Annotated in this window: 25 protein-coding genes; 16 read left to right on the top strand and 9 right to left on the bottom strand. The window is 71.1% G+C overall.

The features are described from left to right. Positions 1-18 precede the first annotated feature (18 nt). Entirely contained in the window at positions 19-552 is a 534-nt protein-coding gene (locus BLV39_RS14335; protein ID WP_090791605.1) for a hypothetical protein, read from the bottom strand. 727 nt (positions 553-1,279) lie between these two features. On the opposite strand from BLV39_RS14335, the gene BLV39_RS14340 reads away from it, so the two are divergent. The 6 genes from BLV39_RS14340 to BLV39_RS14365 all read left to right on the top strand — a co-directional run bounded on the left by BLV39_RS14340 (position 1,280) and on the right by BLV39_RS14365 (position 5,336). Continuing rightward, on the top strand, positions 1,280-1,723 hold the full coding sequence (locus tag BLV39_RS14340) for a hypothetical protein (protein WP_090791607.1): 444 nt from the start codon (positions 1,280-1,282) through the stop codon (positions 1,721-1,723). 73 nt (positions 1,724-1,796) lie between these two features. Further along, positions 1,797-2,276 carry a hypothetical protein gene (locus BLV39_RS14345; RefSeq protein WP_090791610.1) on the top strand — a complete coding sequence of 160 codons (480 nt, stop codon included), beginning with the start codon at positions 1,797-1,799 and terminating at the stop codon, positions 2,274-2,276. A 7-nt stretch (positions 2,277-2,283) separates the two neighbouring features. Next, complete coding sequence (locus tag BLV39_RS14350) at positions 2,284-2,730, top strand: hypothetical protein (protein WP_090791612.1); 447 nt, start codon at positions 2,284-2,286, stop codon at positions 2,728-2,730. Continuing rightward, positions 2,727-3,950 carry a hypothetical protein gene (locus BLV39_RS14355; RefSeq protein ID WP_090791614.1) on the top strand — a complete coding sequence of 408 codons (1,224 nt, stop codon included), beginning with the start codon at positions 2,727-2,729 and terminating at the stop codon, positions 3,948-3,950. The genes BLV39_RS14350 and BLV39_RS14355 overlap by 4 nt, the downstream gene beginning before the upstream one ends. Further along, complete coding sequence (locus BLV39_RS14360) at positions 3,947-4,420, top strand: hypothetical protein (protein WP_090791617.1); 474 nt, start codon at positions 3,947-3,949, stop codon at positions 4,418-4,420. The genes BLV39_RS14355 and BLV39_RS14360 overlap by 4 nt, the downstream gene beginning before the upstream one ends. 49 nt (positions 4,421-4,469) lie before the next feature. Further along, entirely contained in the window at positions 4,470-5,336 is an 867-nt protein-coding gene (locus BLV39_RS14365; RefSeq protein WP_090791620.1) for a DMT family protein, read from the top strand. Here BLV39_RS14365 and BLV39_RS14370 read toward each other — a convergent pair. The 3 genes from BLV39_RS14370 to mshA all read right to left on the bottom strand — a co-directional run bounded on the left by BLV39_RS14370 (position 5,333) and on the right by mshA (position 8,195). Continuing rightward, entirely contained in the window at positions 5,333-6,058 is a 726-nt protein-coding gene (locus BLV39_RS14370; protein ID WP_090791623.1) for a Type 1 glutamine amidotransferase-like domain-containing protein, read from the bottom strand. The genes BLV39_RS14365 and BLV39_RS14370 overlap by 4 nt on opposite strands. Positions 6,059-6,324: 266 nt before the next feature. Beyond that, positions 6,325-6,840, bottom strand: coding sequence for a type III secretion system chaperone family protein (locus tag BLV39_RS14375; RefSeq protein WP_090797245.1), 516 nt, complete (start codon positions 6,838-6,840; stop codon positions 6,325-6,327). After that, positions 6,837-8,195, bottom strand: a complete 1,359-nt coding sequence (gene mshA / locus BLV39_RS14380; protein ID WP_239083639.1) for a D-inositol-3-phosphate glycosyltransferase — start codon at positions 8,193-8,195, stop codon at positions 6,837-6,839. The genes BLV39_RS14375 and mshA overlap by 4 nt, the downstream gene beginning before the upstream one ends. Before the next feature lie 170 nt (positions 8,196-8,365). On the opposite strand from mshA, the gene BLV39_RS14385 reads away from it, so the two are divergent. From BLV39_RS14385 to BLV39_RS42980, 3 genes are all read left to right on the top strand, one after another. Continuing rightward, positions 8,366-9,184, top strand: coding sequence for an SDR family oxidoreductase (locus tag BLV39_RS14385; protein WP_090791628.1), 819 nt, complete (start codon positions 8,366-8,368; stop codon positions 9,182-9,184). Positions 9,185-9,201: 17 nt separating this feature from the next. Next, positions 9,202-9,999, top strand: a complete 798-nt coding sequence (locus BLV39_RS14390) for an SAM-dependent methyltransferase (RefSeq protein ID WP_090797248.1) — start codon at positions 9,202-9,204, stop codon at positions 9,997-9,999. 79 nt (positions 10,000-10,078) lie between these two features. After that, positions 10,079-10,420 carry an LPXTG cell wall anchor domain-containing protein gene (locus BLV39_RS42980; protein ID WP_090791631.1) on the top strand — a complete coding sequence of 114 codons (342 nt, stop codon included), beginning with the start codon at positions 10,079-10,081 and terminating at the stop codon, positions 10,418-10,420. 144 nt (positions 10,421-10,564) lie between these two features. Here BLV39_RS42980 and BLV39_RS14400 read toward each other — a convergent pair whose 3' ends face one another. Beyond that, complete coding sequence (locus BLV39_RS14400) at positions 10,565-11,653, bottom strand: UDP-N-acetylmuramate dehydrogenase (RefSeq protein ID WP_090797252.1); 1,089 nt, start codon at positions 11,651-11,653, stop codon at positions 10,565-10,567. 70 nt (positions 11,654-11,723) lie between these two features. Between BLV39_RS14400 and BLV39_RS14405 the strand changes: the two genes are divergently transcribed. The 4 genes from BLV39_RS14405 to BLV39_RS42985 are packed head-to-tail and all read left to right on the top strand — an operon-like array spanning position 11,724 to position 15,235. Continuing rightward, a complete protein-coding gene (locus tag BLV39_RS14405) occupies positions 11,724-12,485 on the top strand; it encodes a maleylpyruvate isomerase family mycothiol-dependent enzyme (RefSeq protein ID WP_090791634.1) in 762 nt (253 codons plus the stop codon). Between the two features lie 4 nt (positions 12,486-12,489). Continuing rightward, positions 12,490-13,518 (top strand): LacI family DNA-binding transcriptional regulator, encoded by a 1,029-nt coding sequence (locus BLV39_RS14410; RefSeq protein ID WP_090791637.1) that lies wholly within the window; start codon positions 12,490-12,492, stop codon positions 13,516-13,518. Positions 13,519-13,574: 56 nt separating this feature from the next. After that, the gene (locus BLV39_RS14415; RefSeq protein WP_090791639.1) at positions 13,575-14,090 is read left to right on the top strand and encodes a SigE family RNA polymerase sigma factor; all 516 of its coding nucleotides are present in this window, start codon (positions 13,575-13,577) and stop codon (positions 14,088-14,090) included. Then, a complete protein-coding gene (locus BLV39_RS42985) occupies positions 14,087-15,235 on the top strand; it encodes a WD40 repeat domain-containing protein (RefSeq protein WP_090791642.1) in 1,149 nt (382 codons plus the stop codon). The genes BLV39_RS14415 and BLV39_RS42985 overlap by 4 nt, the downstream gene beginning before the upstream one ends. On the opposite strand, the gene BLV39_RS14425 is transcribed toward BLV39_RS42985, so the two are convergent. Together BLV39_RS14425 and BLV39_RS14430 are read right to left on the bottom strand one after the other, a co-directional pair. After that, positions 15,215-16,438, bottom strand: coding sequence for an MFS transporter (locus BLV39_RS14425; protein ID WP_239083638.1), 1,224 nt, complete (start codon positions 16,436-16,438; stop codon positions 15,215-15,217). The genes BLV39_RS42985 and BLV39_RS14425 overlap by 21 nt on opposite strands. Positions 16,439-16,479: 41 nt before the next feature. Then, positions 16,480-17,763, bottom strand: a complete 1,284-nt coding sequence (locus BLV39_RS14430; RefSeq protein ID WP_239083637.1) for an MDR family MFS transporter — start codon at positions 17,761-17,763, stop codon at positions 16,480-16,482. Positions 17,764-17,928: 165 nt separating this feature from the next. Between BLV39_RS14430 and BLV39_RS14435 the strand changes: the two genes are divergently transcribed. Beyond that, positions 17,929-18,678: a phosphoglyceromutase gene (locus BLV39_RS14435; RefSeq protein ID WP_090791647.1), complete on the top strand. Its 750-nt coding sequence runs from the start codon at positions 17,929-17,931 to the stop codon at positions 18,676-18,678. Here the strand turns inward: BLV39_RS14435 and phoU are convergent. After that, positions 18,675-19,328, bottom strand: a complete 654-nt coding sequence (gene phoU / locus BLV39_RS14440) for a phosphate signaling complex protein PhoU (protein ID WP_090797260.1) — start codon at positions 19,326-19,328, stop codon at positions 18,675-18,677. The two genes, BLV39_RS14435 and phoU, sit on opposite strands and share 4 nt — an antisense overlap. A gap of 221 nt (positions 19,329-19,549) precedes the next feature. On the opposite strand from phoU, the gene BLV39_RS14445 reads away from it, so the two are divergent. Both BLV39_RS14445 and BLV39_RS14450 read left to right on the top strand, forming a co-directional pair. Then, complete coding sequence (locus tag BLV39_RS14445) at positions 19,550-20,839, top strand: sensor histidine kinase (RefSeq protein WP_090791653.1); 1,290 nt, start codon at positions 19,550-19,552, stop codon at positions 20,837-20,839. Positions 20,840-20,852: 13 nt separating this feature from the next. Then, positions 20,853-21,536 carry a response regulator transcription factor gene (locus tag BLV39_RS14450; protein WP_090791655.1) on the top strand — a complete coding sequence of 228 codons (684 nt, stop codon included), beginning with the start codon at positions 20,853-20,855 and terminating at the stop codon, positions 21,534-21,536. 5 nt (positions 21,537-21,541) lie between these two features. Here BLV39_RS14450 and BLV39_RS14455 read toward each other — a convergent pair whose 3' ends face one another. Next, entirely contained in the window at positions 21,542-22,423 is an 882-nt protein-coding gene (locus tag BLV39_RS14455; RefSeq protein WP_239083636.1) for a DUF3109 family protein, read from the bottom strand. Positions 22,424-22,426: the final 3 nt, after the last annotated feature.

Below are 22,426 nucleotides of genomic sequence, written 5' to 3' on the forward strand. Positions count from 1 at the left end.
GGCGCTGGACAACCGGTGTCAGATAGTGATGGACGCGCCGTGGGACGTGTTTGCCGGATCGTTCGTGGCGTCGAGTTGGACGTTCCACTTGGTCGGGAACGTCATGCCCTGGCACTTCACGGTGGCGTCGCCGTGGAGAGTGATCGCGTCGTCGATCGTCACGACTACCACCGAGTTCGGCGGAAGCACGATGCCGGGGTTGCCAAGGACCCGCTCGATCAGCCACGTGGCGCAGTCCGGCTTGTCCGCCGCGAGGGGGCCTTCGATGTCGGTGTAAGGGATGTTGACCGCAGTGATGCTGCTGATCCGGGCTTGGACGTTGTTGTTGGTTGGCGACGCGATCGTGAGTTTCACGTCGGCGGCGTTGCCTGGCAGTAGCGGCGCGGTGGTCGACCATTCGGCGGTGACCGTGATTTCGCCGAACTTCGCAGCTGCGCCCTGCGCGGTGGCCTGCGGTGCGTAGTAGAAGGCCGCATATGCGATTCCGCTGGCGGCGATGACGCCCGCGACGGCGAGGGCGGCGGCCAGGATGCGCTTCGAACGCTTCTGCAAGGGAGGTCTCCTAGGGCGTGCCGGCGTTGTCTCGGGCCGGCGCATGTTCATGGCGGGTGTCGCGGACAAACCGGATTTTCCGGCCGGTTGTGGCGACATAGGAGACTCTGCCCGAACGGGACGAGAACGCGGCATAGAGAACACGGTCCGTGGTTGTTCGCCGACAAGCGGTCCTGCCGGTCGGACCGGATGACCCCGAATGAGTGACCCCCCTTGAACGCGATAAATGCTCGACCTTGGTTGAGTATTTAAGCAACTAATAAAGCGCACTGATCGTTTTGCTGAATGGCGACAAAGAATCGCTTCGGCGCCGCGTCGCATTGCGGACCGAAATGGCCCGCGCAGCCGAGCTCGCACGCTCTGGCGCGAGGCGGCGCGACCCCGGCCGTGGGAAGAACTCGCAGGTCAGAGCGTTTCGCCACGCCGGTCGTTGCTAACGGTGCGATACCTGCTAGGGAAGTGTTTTCCCAGCTCAGAGCGCTATCCGCGACCAGGGAACCACCACGAAACGGGCTTAACGGGCATATTGGGTCACTCTAAGGGGTTAGGCCTTCAGGGTTTAGTTCTGCTATTTGCGCACAGCAAAGGTCGGACGGTTGCTTGCTTGAACGATAAGCGTCTTCTGGGCAAAGTTGTCATCGGCGCCGGACCGCCTCCACCGGGCCGGCGCCGACATAGAGATCGTTCTTTTCGCCCAATCTCAGCACAGCCCTGAAAGGACTTCGCCATGCGCAAGGTCACCAAGCGGACAGTCACCGTCCTCGTCGCCGCAGCCATCACGCTCGGGACGTCGAGTGCCGCTTGGGCGTGGTGGGAGTTCTCGGGCCGGGCCACCGTCGAGGCCTCGGCCGCGTCGATCAAGCCGATCAAGGTCGAGACGCGGGACGTCAACGGCCTCTACCCGGGTGCCGAGAAGGACCTGCGGGTCGAGATCTACAACCCGAACCCGTTCCCGGTCGTTATCACGGAAGCCGAGGCAACCGTCCGCACCAGGTCGGAGCACTGCGACGACGCGATCAGCGTCGAGCTGCCCAGGCGGCCGGTCCGGGTCGAGCCGGGCCACAAGTCCTACACGTTGGAAGACGCCGTTCGGATGGACCGCGACGTGGAGCGATGCCAGGGCGCGGACTTCAAGGTGGTCATTTTCTACTCGGGCCAGAACGCGGCCTGATCGCCGTCGGCGGGTGGCGGAGCCGGTTCGGCCGCGTCACCCGCCGAGTCCAGAAATGAACGTAGGAGCGTCCATGCGCAACATGTCCCAGCGCACCGCCATCATCACGCTGGTCGCCGTCATCGTGACGGGCATCGCCAGCGTGGCGTGGGCGGCGTGGTCGGTTACTGGCCAGGGGACCGCGACGGTGACAGCGGCCGAGGTGACCGCGCTGCAAGCGACGGCCCGGCCGACGGGAAGCCTGTTCCCGGGCGGCACCGCCGACATCGAGATCCGCGTGACCAACCCGAACGAGTTCGCCGTCGAGGTGCAGTCGTTCGCGCAGTCCCCGGACATCGTGGTCGACGACGCGCACGCCGCCGGGTGCCCGGCCGGCAACGTGCGGCTCAAGGCGACCAAGAAGCCGATTGGCCAGCGGGTCGAGGCCGACGGTGGCCGCGAGACGTTCGTGGTCGAGGACGCGGTCGAGATGGTCTACAACGCACCCGAGTCGTGCATGGGCGCTTCCTTCGAGATCACGCTCGCGCTGGCCGGCGTCGGCCTCCCGGACTGAGGTCTTCATGAAGCTGACGACGGCCCTCGCCGCAGGCGCGCTGGCGCTCGCCTTGGCGGGCGCCGTTGCCACGTCAGGTCCCGCCGGCGCCGAGCTCAAGCTGACCGGCGACGAGGCGCACACGTTCGTGATCGACGGGACGTCGGTGTCCGGCCTCCACCCGGGCTCCGAGCGGTCGACCGCGCTGCGGGTCCGCAACCCGTACCCGTTCGACCTGCGGTTGACCCGCCTGCGCGGCGACGTCGTCGACAGCTCCAGCCCCGACTGCCCGGCTCACCCGGGCAACCTCACCGCCGGCCCGCACCAGGGCCGGCTGCCGCTAACGGTGCGCGCCCGTCAGTCGCGCGATGCCGGTTCGATTCCGATCCGGATGCCCGCCTCGGTGACCAACGAATGCTCGGGGGTCACCTTCACCATCCGGATCACCGGTGTAGCCACGAAGGTGAACAAGTGAAAAGACTGATCGCCACGTCCCCCGCCGTACTCGGTGGCATTGCCGCTGTCACCCTGGTCGCCGGCGCCGGGGCGGCGATCGCCGCGTGGCGTGTCCAGAGCGACGAGGTCGTGCTGACCGCGGAGACCGCGACGCTCTCGCCGGGCAACAAGCCGGCGGTCAGCGCGGCAGGCAACCTGGTGACCGTGTCGTGGACGCCCAACACGTTCGGCGACCGGAAGGTCGACAGCTACCGGATCCAGCGCTACGACCTGGCCGGCTCCGTGCAGCAGCCGCGCGGCACCTGCGAGGAGAACGTCGCCAAGGAGTCCTGTGGGGACTCGGGCGTGCCGACGGGCTCGTGGCGCTACACGGTCGTGCCGGTCAAGGGCGGCTGGACCGGGCCGGAGAGCGCGAAGAGCGACGCGGTGATCGTCGCCGCTGACGGCAAGGCCGTGGTGGTGCCCGACCCGGCGGTCGCGAAGCCGGCCGGCCCCGCCGCGGGTCCCGCCGTCGTCGCGATCGGCGACCCCGCCCAACCGGCGGCCACCCCCGCGCCCGGCAGCCCACCGGCCTGGACCGTGCAGCCAGGTGCCGACGGGGTGCTCGGCACGGACGACACGCTGACCTACGCGGGCGGAGCGCCGGTCGCACCCAACGACGTCATCATCGGCTGGGACGGCGGCGCACGCCCCGTCACCGTGGTGGCCGAGGCCGGCGCGCAGCCGGTGCTGACGGTCGACGACGGCGCGACCCGGATCTTCGGCCCGCTCGCGGTGCCACCCGCGACGGTGCCCGCCAACCTCACCTTCGACGCGACGCTGGCCGAGGTGAAGGGCCGGATCGTGCTGACACTCGGCGCGGTGCGGGTGGCGCCGGCACCGGACGAGGCGGCCACCGCACCCGGCGAGCCGACCGCCGGCACCGACCCGACGACCGGCACGGACACCCCGGAAACCCCCGGCGCGGCCACGCCGAGCACGGAAACCACCGAGCCGGCCGAGCCGGGCGGCACGCCGAGCACGACCGAGTCGGCCGGCGGCGACCCGAGCGGCGCCGACCAGCCAGGGACCGGGGGAGACGGCGGCGACAGTGGCAATGGCGGCGACGCCAGCACCGCGGGCACCGAGGGTGAGCCGGACGCTCCGGCCACCGACACCGCCGCGACCGGAACGCCGGCCGCGGAGGTGACCCCGTCGACGGCCAGCAGCGACCCGGCCGTCGTGCTCGTCGCCGCATGACCGATCCGGCCGGCGAAGAACCGACGACCCGCGAGGTCACCGCCCGTAACCTCGCGACCGTCCTGAACGGTGTAATCGGTGTGCAGCTCACGCCGAAGAAGGTCCTCGCGCTGATCCTCGGGCTCGGCCTGCCCGTCGTGGTCGCGGTCGGCTGGGTGCTCGGTCAGCGCCAGGCCACCGGCACCCCGTCCGACGGTTCGGGTGCGATGGGCACCGCGCCGCACGAGCAGGTGCCCTCGCCGGCCGCCCAGTACGACGTCTACGAGGACGCGCCGACGGTGGTGCCGATGGCCAGCACGTCGGCCGTGCCGTCGCCGCGACCCAAGGACGCCGGACCGAAGAACAGCCAGGCGCCGCAGCCGACGGTCCAGCCGACCGTTGTGCCCGAGGACCAGACGCCGAGCCCGGAACCGAGCCCTGCGGAGACGACTCCGAGCCCGGAGGAGCCCAGCGCGGAGCCCGAAGGATAAAACCGGCTAAACCGCCCACTGGGCCGGCTGTCGCCCGTACGGTCAGCTCATGGGCCTGATCCTGGCGATCGTTTCGGCGATCTGCTACGGCGCGGCGTCGGTGTTCCAGGCGATCGCGGCCCGCCGGGCGCCGAGCTCGGACACCGTCAGCGCGAAGTCGCTGGTCGGGGTGTTCGCGCAGTGGCCGTACATCCTCGGTCTCGGCCTGGACGGCGCCGGCTTCGTGGCCCAGTTCATCGCCCTGCGCAGCCTGCCCATCTTCCTGGTGCAGGCGGCCCTGGCGGCCAGCCTCGCGGTGACCGCGGTGATCGCCATCCCGCTGCTCAAGCTGCGGCTCGGCCCGGTGCAGTGGACCGCGGTCGGTGGCGTCTGCGTCGGCCTCGCGCTGCTCGGCATCTCGGCCGGGCGGGAGAACGCCGACCAGCCCTCCTGGACGTTCCGGATCGGCCTGACGATCGCCGTACCCGTGCTGGCCCTGCTGGGTCTGGCCGCCATCAAGCTCAAGGACCCCCTGCGGGCGGCGACCCTCGGTCTGGTCGGCGGCCTGTTCTTCGGAGTCGTGGCGCTGGCCGCGCGGTCGATCTCGGACGTCGACTTCGTCGACTGGTTCAGCGGCCCGGAGATCTACACGCTGGTCGTCTCCGGGGCCCTGGCCTTCGTCTTCTACACGATCGGCCTCCAGCGCGCCTCGGTGACGACGGTGACCGCCGGCCTGGTGATCGGCGAGACCGTCCTGCCGTCGGTGGTCGGCGTGCTGGCGCTGGGCGACAGCACCCGGCGCGGCTTCATCCCGGTCGCGGTGGTCGGTTTCGCGCTCGCCATCGCGTCCAGCCTGATGCTGGCCAAGTACGGCAGCCTGGAGGAGCCGGAGGACGCGGCCGGGGCGCCGGAGACCGCCGAGCTCCAGGCGGACTAGACCGGCCGGTCGGCGATCACCCGCGCGTTCAGCGGCCGGTGCACTCCGGGCTCGACCCGGTACGCGTCGGCCCCGGGAGCGGACGTCACGGCCTCGACGAGCTCGGTGCCCACGTAGTGCAGGCCGGTCCCGTCGTCGGTGGCGTAACCCGCGGGCAGCGTGCCGTCGTCGACCAGGGCCTGGAACAGCGTCCGCCGGGGTTGGTAGGTGTAGTCGTGGTGCACGCCGTTGCTGTAGGGCAGGAAACCGAGCGCGTCGGTCACGGGGTCCAGGTCGTCTGAGAACGAGTCGGTGGTGCCGCCCGTGTGCCAGCAGATGCTGCCGGCGCTGCCGCCGCCCAGCACGACGCCGGCCTCCCAGCACTCCCGCATGATCTCGTCGAGCCGGTGCGCCCGCCAGACCGCCAGCAGGTTGACCACGCTGCCGCCGCTGACCCAGATCAGGTCGCGCGAGAGCAGGAAGGACCGGACGTCACGCACGTTGGGCTGGGGGAAGAGCTGTAAGTGGCTCGGCTCGGCGTCGGGGGACTCCCGCAGCACGGTGTAGAGGCTGGCGATCGCGGCCGGGTCGTCGCCGACCGCGGTAGTGACGAAGCAGACCTTGGCGCGGGGTACGCCCGTCAGCGAGATCGCGTGGTCGAGGAGGGCGCTGCGCTGGTCAGGCGGCGTACCGGCGGGACGGGCAGCGGGTGAGACGGCGAAGATCTGCGGCGGGCGAGACACGCTTGATCATCTCAGAAGGACAACCAGCGGGGCGAACGACGCCCACCCCCGTAAGCGTCGCCCGCTCGCCCGCCGGTTTCAGGTGACCGACCGTCCCCCAACGGGCTGGTCACCGTACCCCCAACGCTTGCGCTCGTCGTGTGCCGGGCCTCGCGGCCTGCGGCTACCCCCAAAAACCCCTTCGAGCGTGGCGCTAACGAGAACGGTAGTTCTCCACGAGATCAGTGGACAAGCGAGAATGCCTGTCTCGCCCATCACATCGGTCCTTACCGCTCAGTAGGAGAAATCGGCGGGAAGAGATGCGTGAATGCCTGGAGGTTCGCCGTGGACTCGCCGCGCTTGACGCGCCACTCCCACTCGCGCCGGATCGCCGTGCCGAAGCCGATTTCCAACATCGTGTCGAACGAGTCGTCGGCGTAGCTGAGCACCGCGCCGAGCAGCCGGTCGAGCTCGTCCTCGGTCACGCCGGCCAGCCCGGTCCGGCCGGTCAGATAGACGTCACCGACCTGGTCGATGGAGAAGGCGACCCCGTACATCCGGGCGTTGCGCTGGAGCAGCCAGGCCCACAGCTCCTCGCGCCGCTCGTCCGGCTGGCGCATCACGAACGCCTCGACCCGCAGGGCGTGCTCGCCGACGATCAGGTTGCAGCTCGTCTTGAGCTTGTGGGTGCCGGGCAGGGTCACGACGTACGACAGCTCGCCGGTCGCCTCGATCGGAAGCTCCCGCTCGGCGCAGACCCGCTCGATCAGCGCCGCGACCTCGGCCGGCGAGGGGCCACTCACCACGCGGCCGTGCCCGCGCCCAACGCCGCCGCTTCGCCCTCGAGTCGGGCGGTCAGCCGCTCCCGATGCTCTGTCACCGCACCACCGTAAACCGCCAGCAGCCCGCTCGCCGTGCGCGACCAGGAGAACTCGCTGGCGTGCGCGACGGCGCCTCGAGACAGCTCCACCCGCAGGCCCGGCGCGGCCAGCAGGCCACCCAGCGCCCGGGCCCAGTCGTCCGGGTCGTGCCCGTCGACGAGTACGCCGCTGATGTTGTCGCGGACCGCGGTGACCAGGCCACCGACCGCCGCGGCGACCACCGGGGTGCCACACGCCTGTGCCTCGACCGCGACCAGCCCGAACGACTCGTTGTACGACGGGACGGCGACCAGGTCGGCGGCGCGGTAGACGTCGGCGAGGTCGCTGCCGGTCTGCGGCGGCATGAAGCGCACCGCGTGGCTGATGCCGAGCGACGCGGCGAGCTCGATCAGCGCGGCCGGCCGGGCCAGGCCGGTGCCGCTCGGCCCGCCGACGATCACCACGGTCAGGTCGCGGGCGAGCTCCGGGTCGCGGGCGTGCAGCGCGGCGGCCGCGGCCAGCAGCACGTCGGGTGCCTTGAGCGGCTGGATCCGGCCGACGAAGGCGACGATGTGGCCGCGCTCGGGCAGCCCCAGCCGGCGGCGGGCGGCGCCCTTGTCGCCGGGGGTGAAGCGGTCCAGGTCGACGCCGGGCTCGACGACGCTGACCAGGTCGGAGTCCGCCCCGTACCGGTCGATCAGGTCGCGGGCCTCGAACGTCGTGTTGGCCACCAGCCGGTCGGCCTCGGCGACCACCTGCTCCTCGCCGACCACGCGGGCAAGCGGCTCGGGGCGGTCACCGGCGGCGAGCTGGGCGTTCTTGACCTTGGCGAGGGTGTGCGCGGAGTGCACCAGCGGCACGCCCCAGCGCTCCCGGGCCAGCCAGCCGACCTGTCCGGAGATCCAGTAGTGGGAGTGCACCAGGTCGTAGTAGCCGGGCGCGTGCGCCGCCTCGGCACGCAGGACGCCGGTGGCGAAGGCGCACATCTGCGCCGGCAGGTCTTCCTTGGCCAGGCCCTCGAACGGACCGGAGATGACGTGCCGGACGAGCACGCCCGGCGCCATCTCGACGGTGTGCGGCAGGTCGCTGGAGGTGGCGCGGGTGAAGATCTCGGTCTCGACCCCGGCCTCGGCGAGCCGGCGGGCGACCTCGGTGACGTAGACGTTCATGCCGCCCGCGTCACCGGTGCCAGGCTGGTCGAGCGGTGAGGTGTGAACGGACAGCGTGGCGATGCGTCGGGGGAGCGGCCAGGGCTTGGGTCCTCGCTGCCGGCCGACGCCGGACGGCGCCTGCACCACATCTGCTCCTTCCAAGCCGCGCCCGACATCGCCGGGCGCCCATGTATAAACCTCTCCCCCAGGCGACATCTTCCCCACGGAAGGGTGGCTACGCCTACTCGACCGTAGACATACGTGACGGACTTCATCCGGCAGTGAGGCTCGCCACGGGATGGGAGAGGATTGTGGGCATGCCGATCGCGATCGTCACCGGTGCGTCCAGCGGGATCGGGGCGGCCACCGCCCGCCGCCTGGCCGCCGAAGGATTCACCGTCGTTCTGTCCGCCCGCCGTGCCGACCGACTGGCCGAGTTGGTGACGCAGATCACCGACGCCGGCGGCAGCGCGGTCGCGGTGCCCTGCGACGTCACCTCCGACGAGTCGGTGGCGGGCCTCGCCGAGGCGGTGGCCGATCTCGCCGAGTCGTACGGCCGGGAGGGCGGCGGCCCCGACGAGCGGGTCAGCCTGCTGGTCAACAACGCCGGCGGCGCCCTCGGCCTCGACCCCGTCGAGCACGGCTCGGTCGACGACTGGCAGTGGATGTTCGAGGTCAACGTGCTCGGCACGCTGCGGGTGACCAAGGCCCTGCTGCCGCTGCTGGAGGCGTCCGAGGCCGGCACGATCGTGATGGTCAGCTCGACCGCGGGCTTCATCGTGTACGAGGGTGGTGGCGGCTACAGCGCCGCCAAGCACGGCATGACCGCGATGACCGGCACGTTGCGCCTGGAGTTGGCCGGCCGCCCGGTGCGGGTGGTCGAGATCGACCCGGGCATGGTCCGCACCGACGAGTTCGCGACCAAGCGGTTCCGCGGCGACACGGAGCGGGCCGACGCGGTCTACGCCGGCGTCGAGATGCCGCTGACCGCCGACGACGTCGCCGACTGCATCGCCTGGACGGCGACCCGACCGCAGCACGTCAACATCGACCGGATCGTGGTCCGGCCCTTGGCTCAGGCCGCTCAGCACAAGGTCGCGCGCGGGCCGATCGGCCGGCAACGGCCGACCAGCTAGCAGAGCGGGAAGCAGAACTGACCGGGCGACAGCGACCACAGGGGTTCGTCACCAGAGGGACGACGAACCCCAACCGGCTGCGCCGGATCGACAACTGGATCGCGGCGTACGCGGCTGGGGTGTTGCGCGACGCCGCCGATCCGCTGGTGGTGGACCTCGGCTACGGCGCAACCCCGGTGACCGCGGTCGAGCTGCGCTCCCGGTTGGCCCGGGTGCGACCCGACGTGCGGGTGGTCGGGCTGGAGATCGACCCGGAGCGAGTGGCTTTCGCGGCGTCGGCCGCTGATCCTCCGGGGCTGACCTTCGCCCGTGGTGGCTTCGAGCTGGCCGGCCTGCGCCCGGTGGTGGTGCGGGTGCTCAACGTGCTGCGCCAGTACGACGAGGACCGGGTCGCGCCGGCCTGGGCGACGATGACCGGTGCGCTGGCGCCGGACGGCATCGTGGTCGAGGGCACCTGCGACGAGCTAGGCCGGCTGGCCGCCTGGGTCTGCCTGGATCGCGCCGGCCCCCGCTCGCTCACCCTGGCCGCCCGGCTGTCGACCCTCGACACCCCGGCCACGCTGGCCGAACGGCTGCCCAAGGCGCTGATCCACCACAACGTGCCGGGCGAGCCGGTGTACGACCTGCTGCGGGCGCTCGACGACGGGTGGCGGGATGCCGCGCCGTACGCGACTTTCGGCGCCCGGCAGCGGTGGCAGCGGGCGGTGGCCTCGGTCAAGGCCGGCGGCTGGCCGGTGCTCGATCGTCCGGCCCGTTGGCGCCTGGGTGAGCTCACGGTCGCCTGGTCGGCGATCATGCCGACAAAATTCTCTTAACCGGACACGCCACCTAAATCGCCACAGCATCGTTGGGCCGTTCGACAACAACCCATCACACAGACGGGGAGGACAGGCTGTGCGTAACCGGCTGTCCCTCATTCTCGCCGCTTTCGCGCTGCTGGTGCCGGCGATCGCGCTGACCAGCGTGGCCGCTTCGGCCGCGCCGGCCGCGTACGTGGCCGCGGCGCCGTGTCCGCCTGGCTCGGTCCAGCAGGACTACTACTGCCAGCCCACCGACACTCCGACGACGCCGCCGGCGGTCACGGAGGAGCCCGAGCCGCAGCCGACGCCGACACTTCCGCAGACCGGTGCGGACGCCGGAGTCGTGGCCGGGATCGGCGGCGGCGTGCTGCTGGCCGGTGCGGTCATCGCGATCTGGGCGACGGCTTTCCGCCGCCGCCACCGTTTCGAGGCCTGAGCTCTGCAACAGCCCCCAGCCCGGTGCGTACCCGGGGGTCCAGTGGGGGTACCGAAGGGGGTCCGCTCTTGGCGGGCCCCCTTCCATTTGTAAGCAAGGGACCCTTGTTAACGCATAGCGTTAACAAGGGTCCCTTGCTTCGCCTTATAGGGCGCAGTTGACCAGCACGGGCTCCGGGTGCAGGGTCACGCCGAACCGCTCGTGCACGCCGTCGCGGATCTCCCGGGCCAGGTCGAGCAGTGCGGCCGTGCTGCCCTGACCACGGTTGGTCAGTGCCAGCGTGTGCTTGCCGGAGATGGCCACGCCGCCCCGACCGCCGTAGCCCTTGGTGAACCCGGACTTGTCGATCAGCCAGGCGGCGCTGATCTTGACCAGCCCGCCCGGGCCGGGCCAGGAGGGCGGCTCGCCGACGCCGCCGGCCCGCGCGCGCAGGAACTCGAAGGCGGCGGCGTCCAGCACCGGGTTGGTGAAGAACGAGCCGACGGACCAGGTGTCGTGGTCGGCCGGGTCGAGCACCATGCCCTTGCCCGCGCGCAGGGCACGCACCGCCGCCCGTGCCTCGGCCAGCGGCACCCGGTCGCCCGGTCCCACGCCCAGCGCCCGGGCGAGCTCCGCGTAGCGCAGCGGCGCCGACCGCGGGTCACGGGCCAGCCGGAAGTCGACGGAGAGCACCACCCAGCGGTCGCTGTGCTTGAAGATGCTGGTCCGATAGGCGAACCGGCACTCGGCCGGTGCCATCCGGCGGACGGTGTCGTCGAGCCGGTCGTAGACCTCGACGCCGAGGATCGTGTCGGTGACCTCCTGGCCGTAGGCGCCGACGTTCTGGATCGGCGTCGCACCGGCCGAGCCGGGGATCCCGGAGAGGCACTCGACCCCGGACCAGCCGGCGTCGACGGTGGCGGCGACGAACTCGTCCCAGGGCTCGCCGGCCGCGACCCGGACCACGACGTGGTCGCCGTCGGACTCGACAATCTCGAAACCGCGGGAACGGATCAGGATCACCGGTCCGGGTACGCCCGCATCGGCGATCACCACGTTGCTGCCCCCGGCCAGGATCATGGCGGGTGCATCGTCGCGCGCGGTCGCGCGTACCATTTGCACGATTTGATCCGTGTTTTCAGCCGTTTGCACCTGGCCCGCGGGGCCGCCCAATCGCAGCGTGGTGAAGTCGGCCAACGCTCGTGGATCGAGCGGGCCGGCGGCGGTCGGAGGTTCGGCGCTAACGTCTGGCACGTTGTTCACCCTAGGCTGGGGGGCTCCGGCATCAGTGGCGACGGTCCGGCCTGCACCTAAGGAGCATCCGATGACCAGACTGCACGGCACCAAGGACTTCTGGCTCGGCGGTCTGCGGGCGGAGGCGGCCGCGTTCGGCGCCGCGGTGTCCCAGGCACCGCCGGACGCCCCGGTGCCGTCCTGCCCCGACTGGACCGTCACCGACCTGGTGCACCACCTGGGCAGTTGCTACGAGTGGGTGACCGGCCTGGTCGAGCGCGGCGGCACCGAGCGGCCCGACCGCCGCGAGCACCCCGTCGACGTGCCCGCCGGCGACGCGACGTTGGCCTGGTGGCAGATGCGCTACGACACCCTGATCTCCACTCTGGACGCCACCGATCCCGAGGCGCCGCTGTGGAACTGGGCGCCGCAGTCCAAGAAGGCCGGTTTCTGGAACCGGCGGATGGCGCACGAGACCGCGGTGCACCGGTGGGACGCGCAGATGGCGATGGCGGCGAGCGAGCCGATCGAGGCGAAGCTGGCCGCCGACGGGATCTCCGAGGCGCTCGACACGTGGTTGCCGGCCGGGCGGCGCAAGAGTGGCGACCGCCCGCACGGCGTCGTGCAGCTCTTCGCGGCCGACGCCGACCAGGAATGGCTGGTGCGACTGCGCGGCGAGGGCGTCGCGCTGCTCGACACCGACACCATCCTCGACACCGACGAACCGCCGGCCCGGGTGCAGGCCGAGGGCACCGCGAGTGATCTGCTGCTGGCGATCTACGGCCGGGTGGGCTTCGATGTCCTGGTGGTCAGTGGCGACCCGACGCTGCTGACGGCGTTACGCACGGGGTGATTCCTTGACCAGGGCGAAGAACGGAACGCGCGAACGGCCGACACTCGAGGCGGTGGCCAAGCGGGCAGGCGTGTCCCGAGCCACCGTGTCGCGGGTGGTCAACGGCTCGACCACGGTCGCCGAACCCATCCAGGAGGCGGTCCGGCGGGCGGTGCGCGAGCTGGGCTACGTGCCCAACCTCGCCGCCCGGAGCTTGGTCACCCAGCGCACCGACTCCGCCGCCCTGATCCTGCCGGAGACGCCGACCCGGGTGTTCTCCGACGACCCGTTCTTCCACGGCGTCATCCGCGGCGTCTCGATGGAGCTCGACGCCGCCGACAAGCAGCTCGTGCTGCTGATCGCCGGCTCGACCGCCGGCCACGACCGGGTCGAGCGCTACACGATGGGCCGGCACGTCGACGGCGTCATGTTCGCCTCGATGCACGGCGCCGACCCACTGCCCGCCGCGCTGATCCGGATGGGCATCCCGGTCATGTGCAGCGGTCGGCCACTCGGTCGCGCCACGGTCGAGGTGCCCTACGTCGACGTCGACCAGATCGGCGGCGTGGTCTCGGCCGTCCGGCACCTGCTCGACTCGGGCCGCAAGCGGATCGCGACCATCTCCGGCCCGCAGGACATGGTGGCCGGCATCGACCGGCTGACCGGCTACCGGCAGGCGCTGCGCGACTCGGACCGACGCTCGATCGTCGCGATCGGCGACTTCACCCGGGAGTCCGGCACGGTCGCGATGCGCCAGCTCCTCGACGACGACCCCAAACTCGACGCGGTGTTCGCGGCCTCCGACCTGATGGCTCACGGCGCGCTGCGGGCGTTGCGGGAGGCCGGTCGGCGCGTGCCGGACGACGTCGCCGTGATCGGCTTCGACGACATCGAGATGGCCCGCTACACCGAGCCGCCGCTGACCACCGTCCGCCAGCCGATCCAACAGATCGGCCGCGAGATGGCCCGCCAGCTCATGCGCCTGGTAGCGGGCGAGGAGATCGAGCCGGTGACGATGCTCCCTACCGAACTGATCATCCGAGAGTCGGCGTAGGTGCAACAGATTCGCGTCGGTCCACGTTCTTAGCTTCGTGGATCGACGGAGCCGGCGTGGACGCTGAGACGCGGCGCGACTTCAGCGCCTTCGTCGCGGACCGGTCCGCCGGGCTGTTCCGGTTCGCGATGGGGCTGACCGGGCAACCGCAGCAGGCCGAGGACCTGCTCCAGTCGGCGCTGGCCAAGGCATACCGGCACTGGGGCCGGGTGCGACACGGCAACCCGGACGCGTACCTGCGGCAGGCGATGTGTCGCGAGCAGATCGACTGGTTCCGGCGGCCGAGCTGGGGGCGGGAGCTGCCGAGCGAGCGACTTCCCGAGCGCCGGGTGGGCGACGGCACCGCGACCGTCGACCTGCGGCTCGCGCTCCGCGACGCGCTGGCCCGGCTCGGCCCGAAGCACCGCGCGGTGCTGGTGCTGCGCTATCTGGAGGACCTACCCGACGACGAGATCGCGGCGCTGCTCGGCTGCCGGCCGGCGACCGTGCGGAGCCTCGCCGCCCGCGGCCTCGAGCGCCTTCGGGTGCTCTGCCCCGAGCTCGCGCCGCAGTTGAGTGAGGGCGCGCGATGAGCGCCGAACTGCGCCGCACGCTGCGGGAGCTCACCGACGTGCCGCCGCCGGCGGACCTGGCCACCAACTCGATCCGGCTGGCGGGTCGGCGGCGCCGCAACCGGATCGTGGCCGGCGCGGCGGCGCTATTGGTGGCGGTCGTGGTCGCCGTGCCGCTCGCACTGCGGCCGGACGGGCGCGGCGAACCGGTGCCGATCGGTCCGACCCCGTCGATCACCTCGCCCGCGCCCGAGCTGGAGACGCCCGAACCGACGCCGGCGCCGGACGTCCCGCTTCCGCCCGGCGAGGGCAAGCGGCGGGTCGTCGCGTTCGCGTACGCCGGCGCCCTGCCCACGACCTCGACCGACAACGAGCCGATCACCCCGGACGACGCCGTCTCGTACGTGCTCGACCGGACGACGGGGGAGTACCGGAAGATCGATTACCGGGTCGTGGCGCCCGCGCCCGACGGGAAGCGGTTCTTCGTCGCCGACGGCGGGCGCGGCGGGTTCATGGCCGGAGCCGGCGGGCCGGTGCAGTGGGTCGACCACCAAGGCGGCTTTATCAAGCAGGTCGACTGGTCACCCGACGGCCGACGGGTGCTGCTCAACCACGACGGCGGGTTCACCGTGGTCGACGCGACGACGCGCGCGGCCGGGTCGTTCGTGCCGATGGCGGACGCCAGCACCGGCAATGCCCGTGGCCTCGGCTTCTTCTGGGTCGACGGGCGGACCCTGGGACACACCGTCAGCGTCGCGAACGGCGAGGCGAATCCCGACCGTACGGTCGCCATCCGGTTCTACGACCTGCGCGGGAAAAAGCTGCGGACACTGGGATTCCCGGGCACCACGGCCGTCCGGACCTCCGCTGACGTGTCGCCGGACGGGCGGCGCGCGGCGGCGATCGGCCCCTGGGACGAGCGCCGGATCGAGATCGTCGACCTGGCCACCGGCGAGGTCGAAGCGCGGCTCTCCGGGGACGACGTCGCGGGCTGGTACGACGACGACCACCTCGTGCTCAAGGACGACAGCGGATTGCAGGTCGTCGACCTCACCGGCCGGGTCGTGCGCTCCCTGCCCGGCTCCGACGAGGTGCTGCACGGCTCCACGGTGCATCTGGTGCCGGCGGCCGGGCTGCCCGCGAAGTCAGCCCGCTACGCGTTCTAGCTCGCGGACGGCCAGCGCCCGGCGGGCGGCTTCGCGGTCGCGGGACGGGCCGGTCAGCAGGTGGCCGACGGCGGCGACCAGGCCGACCGAGCCGACCGCGATCCAGTGCCAGCTTCCGATGTGGTCGAGGCTGAGGCCGCCGAGGGCCGGGGTGATGAACGCCGCGGCCGGGAAGGTCAGGCTGAACACCGACTGGTAGCGGCCGCGCAGTTCCTCCGGGGACAGCTCCGCGTTGACCTCGGCGTTGGGCGGCGCGGCGAGCATCGAACCGATCGTCCAGATCACCGAGGCGAGCAGGTAGACGGCCAGGTGGTCGGCGAAGGCCAGGGCACCGAAGCCGATGCCGATCAGCCCGAGGGCGGTGGCCAGCACGGTGTGCTTGCGGTGCCCGTCGATCAGCGGGGGCACGAAGAGCTGGCCGACCACGATCAGGGCCGCGCTGATCGCGACCACCGTCCCGTACGCGGCGGGGCTCAGCCCGTCGGCCCGCATCGCCAGCGGCATGATCGTCGAGGTCTGGGTGGACAACGCGGCCAGCAGGAAGGTCAGCCCGACGAAGACCAGGTACGTGCGGTCGGTGAGGGCGGTCAGCAGCCCACCGTTGTGCCTGGTGGCCGCATGGCGGCGGAACGTCTCCGGCACCTTCCAGGCGATCACCACCGCGGTCACCGCCGTGGCGCCCGCGTCGGCGAGGAAGAGCGCCAGGTAGCTCGCCTGGGCCAGCAGGCCGGCGAGCAGGCCGGCCGCCGCCATGCCGAGGTTGAACGACCAGAACTGGAGGTTGAACGCGCGCGACCGGCGCTCGGCCGGCACCACGTCGACGATCGCGGCGACAAACGCCGGCATCGGCATCGAATGGACGAGCCCGAGCAGGACCGTGAGGGCCGCGATCAGGCCGAGGTGGGTGGTGAAGGCCAGCGCCGCCATCAACCCGGCCGCCACGGTGTGCGCCCAGAACAGCGTGGCCCGCCGTCCCCAGTGGTCGGCGAGGACGCCGCCGAGCAGCGTGCCGGCCACGCCGCCGATCCCGTAGCCGCCGACGACCAGGCCGGCCAGGCTGGCCGAGGCGCCGCGCTCGTCGGTCAGGTAGACCGACATGATCAGCATGGCGAACGCGCCGACCCGGTTGATCAGCATGCCGGTCCAGAGGTACCAGTACGTCCCGGGCAGGCCGCCCGCGGTGTTCCGCAACCAGGCCCGCAACCCCGGTCCTCCTTCAGTTAAGAAGCCTTACCGAAGGGACGCTACGAAGCCGACGAGGTGGGCGCCAGCGTGTCGCTCATCACGCCGGGCGGTGCGGGCACCACGGCGTCGCGGGGCACGGGCACCCGGGAGGCGGCGAGCGCCGCGGCGCGACGCTCCCGGGCCGGTCCGGCGGCCAGGTTGACCGCCGCCGCCACGAAGGCGATCAGCGCGCACCCGATCCACAGTGCGCTGTTGCCCAGCAGGTCCCGGACGAACCCGCCGGCCACCGGTGCGGTGAAACCGGCGATCGACCAGGAGAGCGCGAAGACCCCCTGGTAGCGGCCGCGCACCGCGGCGGGCGCGAGGTCGGCGATGGTGGCCGCGTTGGCCGGCGAGTAGACCATCTCGCCGACGGTCCAGATCAGCACGGTCATCGCGTACAGCCAGGCGCTGCCGGCCAGCGCGGTCAGGCCGAAGCCGATGCCCTGCACGATCGTGCCGACCGCGAGCACCCTGGCCCGGCTGTGGCCGGCGATGAGCTTCGGGATGAAGAGCTGGCCGAGCACGATCAGCAGGCCGTTGAGCGCGATCACCCAGCCGAACGTCGACGAGGACAGGCCGTCGTCGGTCATCGCGATCGGCAGCATCGAGATGTGCTGGAGGAAGACCATCGCGGCCAGCAGGTTGGCGCCGGTGAAGATCAGGAACACCGGGTCGCGCAGGACCATGCCGAGACCGCCGCGGCTGCCTGTCCCCGCAGGCAGATGCACGCCGACCGGGCGCGTTTCCTTGATCTTGACGAACACGATCGCCGCGGTGATCAGCGTCGCTGACGCGTCGATCACGAAGAGCAGCACGTAGTCCAGGTGCGCGGCGAAACCGCCGAGGATCGCCGCCGACGCGAAGCCCAGGTTGATCGCCCAGTAGTTGAGCGAGAACGCGCGTACCCGGTCGCGGTCGGGCACGACGTCGACCATCATCGCGGCGAACGCGGGGCGAGCGGCCTCGGCGAACGCGCCGAGGGCGAACGCGACGCCGGCGATCATCGCGAACGGCCGGGAGAAGCCGAGCAACAGCATCATGCCGGCGCCGCCGACGTGGGCGATCAGCAGCGTCGGCCGCCGGCCCCAGCGGTCGGCGAGGACGCCGCCGACCATCGTGCCGATGCCGCCGCCGGCACTCCACAGGCCGACCACCAGGCCGGCCTGGATGTCGCTGAAGCCCCGTTCCTTGGTCAGGTAGACAGTCAGGAAGATCAGTACGAAGCCGCCGAGCCGGTTGACCAGGGTGCCGCACCAGAGATACCAGAACGTCCTGGGCAGTCCACCCGTCGTCTCACGCAACCAGCCTCGTACCACTATTTGGCCCCCCAGGTAATGACCGCCAATCCGCAGCGGCCTTACGCAACCTAGGTTGTCGGCACCCAGGAAGTCATCAGGATTACCGCATGGCGGTCGTCACGCCGGGTGGGTTGCCGGCCGGTTCACCGGCTGCGCGAGGATGGCGGCATGACTGTGGGGACGTTGGTGCTGCTCCGGCACGGCGAGAGTGAGTGGAACGCGAAGAACCTGTTCACCGGGTGGGTCGACGTCGACCTGACCGAGAAGGGCGAGACCGAGGCCCGGCGCGGCGGCGCGCTGCTGCGGGAGCACGGCCTGCTGCCGGACGTGCTGCACACCAGCCTGCTGCGCCGCGCGATCCGCACCAGCGAGCTCGCGCTGGGCGAGGCCGGCCGCTCGTGGATTCCGGTCAACCGGTCCTGGCGGCTCAACGAGCGCCACTACGGTGCGCTCCAGGGCAAGGACAAGAAGCAGACGCTCGAGGAGTACGGCGAGGAGCAGTTCATGCTCTGGCGCCGGTCGTACGACGTGCCGCCGCCGCCGATCGACCCGGGCGACGAGTGGGCGCAGACCGACGACCCGCGCTACGCGACCCTGCCGCCCGAGCTGATGCCGCGCACCGAGTGCCTCAAGGACGTGCTCGTCCGCACCCTGCCGTACTGGTACGACGCGATCGTCCCGGACCTGCTCGCCGGCAAGACCGTGCTGGTCGCCGCGCACGGCAACTCGCTGCGCGCCGTCGTCAAGCACCTGGACGGCATCTCCGACGAGGCGATCGCCAAGCTCAACATCCCGACCGGCATCCCGCTGCGCTACGACCTGGACGCCAACCTGCGCCCGATCACCGTCGGCGGCGCCTACCTGGACCCGGCGGCCGCCGCCGAAGCAGCGGCCGCAGTGGCCAACCAGGGACGTTAGTTCGAGGCCTGCGGCTGTTCGCCGGTCACCAGGTAGATGACGTGGTGGCCGGCGTTCACCGCATGGTCCGCGAAACGCTCGTAGAAGCGGCCCAGGAGAGCGCCGTCGATCGCCGTCTCGGCGCCGTAGGGCCAGTCCGGGCTGAGCATGACCTTGAACAGCTCGACGTGCAGCGCGTCCATCGCGTCGTCGTCGCTGTCGAGCTCCGCGGCGCCGACCGCGTCGAGCTTCGAGATCACGGTCGCGATCTTGGCGGCCATCTTGTCGGCCACGTCGGCCTTGGCCTGGAAGACCGGGCGCAGCTCGGCCGGGACCGCCGGCGACGGGTGCCGGCGCAGCGCGGTCTTCGCCACGTGGTCGGCGAGGTCGCCCATCCGCTCGAGGTCGGCCGCCGTCTGCAGGGCAGTGATCAACACTCGCAGGTCGCTGGCCACCGGGGCCTGGCGGGCCATGAGATCGGTCACCCGCTCCTCGACCTGGCGGTACAGCGAGTCGACCTCGGCGTCCCGGGAGATCACGTCCTCCGCGGCAGCGCGGTCGGCGCGCAGCAGGGCGGTGGTCGCCTCGCTCATTGCGGTGCGGACCGCCTCGGCCATGTCGACCAACAACTGGCTGACGATGTGCAGGTCAGCGCGGAACTCTTCGCGCAAAGCCATGTCGGTGCTCCTGGGGAACGGTGTGTCGTCTACAGAAATAATGTGACCTGAGAGTAATATCTGGTCACGCTTCGACTTATGTCCGGTTCACCGTAGGTGTACGCCACAGAACGCCAGTTAACGGCGCTGAGCCGGCCGGTGAACATTGGGCGATCTGCGCCCGCTTTGCCCGGCCCGACCAGCCTGTTCGTTAACAATGACCCTACGATCGCCTCGTGGAATGGGCGATCGTGGCTGGCGTGTGCGTCAGTCTGTTGGCGGGCTTCGCCGCCGGATCGCTGATCCCGCGCATCAGGCGGCGGGGATCAGCGACCGTCGCCGCTACCCGCGCTGCTGGCGAGGGAAGGCAGGCGATCACCATCGACCGGCACGATCCGCAGCCCGGATTGGGTCGCAAGAGCCTCGACTCGCTGCGGGTCGGCGTGGTGGTGCTCGACAGCGACGACACCGTGGTGCTGGTCAACCCAGCCGCGCGGGCGATGGGTCTGCTCCGCTCGGCGGGCACGCCCGGCAGCCTGGTCGCGCACCCGATCATCCGCACCCTGGCCGGCCAGGTCCGCCGCTCCGGCGTCCGCCGCGACGTCGAGATGGACCTGCCCCGCGGTGACGGAGTCTCCGAGCCCCTCGGCGTCCACCTGCGCGCGGTCGGCCTGGGCGGCAACTTCGTGGCCGTGGAAGCCGCCGACGTCACCGAGTCGCACCGGGTCAGCCGGGTGCGCCGGGACTTCGTCGCGAACGTCAGCCACGAGCTCAAGACCCCGATCGGCGCGCTCCAACTGCTCGCCGAGGCCCTGCTCGACGCCACCGACCCGACCAACATCGGCCCGCAGCCCGGCGCCGGCCCCGAGGAAGACGTGGCCGCCGCCCGCCGGTTCGCGGTGCGGATCCAGCACGAGTCGACCCGGTTGGGCCGGCTGGTCAACGAGCTGCTGGAGCTGACCCGGCTCCAGGGCGCCGACCCGCTGCCCGACCCCGAGCCGGTCCCGGTCGACTGGGTGGTCGCCGAGGTGATCGACCGGACCCGCACGACGGCCGCCGCCCGCGAGATCGAGGTCGTGGTCGAAGGCAAGCGCGGACTCACCGTCTACGGCAGCGACAGCCAGTTCGCCACCGCGCTGTCCAACCTGGTGGAGAACGCGATCGCGTACTCGAAGGAAGAGACCCGGATCACCATCACGACCGCGCTCGACGAGTCGTCAATCGTGCTCTCGGTGGCCGACCAGGGCATCGGCATCGCGCCGGACGAGGTCGACCGGATCTTCGAGCGGTTCTACCGTGCCGACCGCGCCCGGTCCCGGGCCACCGGCGGCACCGGGCTCGGCCTGGCCATCGTCAAGCACATCGCCACCAACCATGGCGGGCGCATCGATGTTGTCAGCACACTGGGAGAGGGTTCGACGTTCACCCTTCGGTTTCCGGCCAGTCCGCCGGATGCCGCCCTCCCGCTACCCCCCTCTATTGAGATCGTGACCGGATCGGCCGAGTCGAGCCGATCCGAGCGGTAAGGAAGGAAAGTCCGTGGCCCGCGTGCTCGTGGTCGAGGACGAAGAGTCGTTCTCCGATGCCCTCTCGTACATGCTCCGCAAGGAGGGTTTCGAGGTCTCGGTCGCACCGACCGGCACCTTGGCGCTGACCGAGTTCGACCGGACCGGCGCCGACATCGTGCTGCTCGACCTCATGCTGCCGGAGATGTCCGGCACCGAGGTCTGCCGCCAGCTCCGTCAGCGCTCCCGCGTGCCGATCATCATGGTCACCGCACGGGACAGCGAGATCGACAAGGTGGTCGGCCTGGAGATCGGCGCCGACGACTACGTCACCAAGCCGTACTCGCCGCGCGAACTGGTCGCCCGGATCCGCGCGGTGCTCCGCCGCCAGGGCACCGAGATCACCGAGCCCGACGCACCGACCCTGGCCGCCGGCCCGGTCCGGATGGACGTCGAGCGGCACGTGGTGACCGTCGACGGCTCGTCCGTGCAGTTGCCGCTCAAGGAGTTCGAGCTGCTCGAGCTGCTGCTCCGCAACGCCGGCCGGGTGCTCACCCGAGGCCAGCTCATCGACCGCGTCTGGGGCGCCGACTACGTGGGCGACACCAAGACCCTTGACGTGCACGTCAAGCGCCTGCGCTCCAAGGTCGAGCCCGAGCCGTCGACGCCGCGCTTCATCGTCACCGTCCGCGGCCTGGGCTACAAGTTCGAGCCGTAACCGGCCTAGCGCTTCTTCGGCGGGTGGGCGGGCTCGGCGCCGCCGTTGAGGTCTTTGGTGCGGGTCAGCGGCAGGCGGCGCTTCGGGTCGGCCGGGTGCGGGGCGACCATGCCGCGGCGGGCGCGGGCGGCGCACATCTCGGCCAGCTTGGCGTAGGCGGCCTTGCCGATCAGGGCCGTCAGCTCCGGCTCGTAGGACTGCCACATCGCCTCGCTGCCGACGTGGGCCTCCGGGGACGACGTGCACCACCAGTGCAGGTCGTGCCCGCCGGAACCCCAGCCGCGGCGGTCGAACTCGGTCAGCGTCGTGATCAGGATCTTGGTGCCGTCGGGGCGCTTGTTCCAGTCCTGGTCGCGGCGGACCGGAAGCTGCCAGCACACGTCGGGCTTGTATTCCAGCGGGTGCACGCCGTCGCGCAGGGCCTGGGCGTGCAGCGCGCAGCCGCCGCCGGCCGGGAAGTCCGCGTCGTTGAGGAACACGCAGGGGCCGTCGGCGCTCTGGGTGGCGGTGCGCCGGGCCGGCGTCTTGCCGTCGACGGTGTCCATCTCGGTGTAGTTCTTGAACCCTCGGCGGTAGTGCTGCCAGGTGTCCGGCGTCAGCTTCTTGGCCGCCGCCCGGACCCGGGACTCGTCGTCGGAGTCGGTGAAGAACGCGCCGTGGGAGCAGCAACCGTCCGCGGCCCGGCCCTCGATGATGCCGTGGCAACCCTTGCCGAAGATGCACGTCCAGCGGGACAGCAACCAGGTCAGGTCGGCACGGATGAGGTGCTTGGGGTCCTCGGGGTCGAAGAACTCCACCCATTCCCGCGGGAAGTCCAGATCGACCTCGCGGCTGCGGGGATCGTCGTCCGAGTCGACGAGGACGCGAAGCTGGTTGCGTGCTGGCACCCG

The organism is Asanoa ishikariensis (assembly GCF_900107455.1).
In the GTDB taxonomy this organism is placed as follows: domain Bacteria; phylum Actinomycetota; class Actinomycetes; order Mycobacteriales; family Micromonosporaceae; genus Asanoa; species Asanoa ishikariensis.

Excerpts from the sequence above, each read along its gene's own strand:
- BLV39_RS14340 (WP_090791607.1), top strand. The coding sequence starts at position 1,280 with ATGCGCAAGGTCACCAAGCGGACAGTCACCGTCCTCGTCGCCGCAGCC.
- BLV39_RS14345 (WP_090791610.1), top strand. The coding sequence starts at position 1,797 with ATGCGCAACATGTCCCAGCGCACCGCCATCATCACGCTGGTCGCCGTC.
- BLV39_RS14350 (WP_090791612.1), top strand. The coding sequence starts at position 2,284 with ATGAAGCTGACGACGGCCCTCGCCGCAGGCGCGCTGGCGCTCGCCTTG.
- BLV39_RS14360 (WP_090791617.1), top strand. The coding sequence starts at position 3,947 with ATGACCGATCCGGCCGGCGAAGAACCGACGACCCGCGAGGTCACCGCC.
- BLV39_RS14365 (WP_090791620.1), top strand. The coding sequence starts at position 4,470 with ATGGGCCTGATCCTGGCGATCGTTTCGGCGATCTGCTACGGCGCGGCG.
- BLV39_RS14385 (WP_090791628.1), top strand. The coding sequence starts at position 8,366 with ATGCCGATCGCGATCGTCACCGGTGCGTCCAGCGGGATCGGGGCGGCC.
- BLV39_RS14405 (WP_090791634.1), top strand. The coding sequence starts at position 11,724 with ATGACCAGACTGCACGGCACCAAGGACTTCTGGCTCGGCGGTCTGCGG.
- BLV39_RS42985 (WP_090791642.1), top strand. The coding sequence starts at position 14,087 with ATGAGCGCCGAACTGCGCCGCACGCTGCGGGAGCTCACCGACGTGCCG.
- BLV39_RS14435 (WP_090791647.1), top strand. The coding sequence starts at position 17,929 with ATGACTGTGGGGACGTTGGTGCTGCTCCGGCACGGCGAGAGTGAGTGG.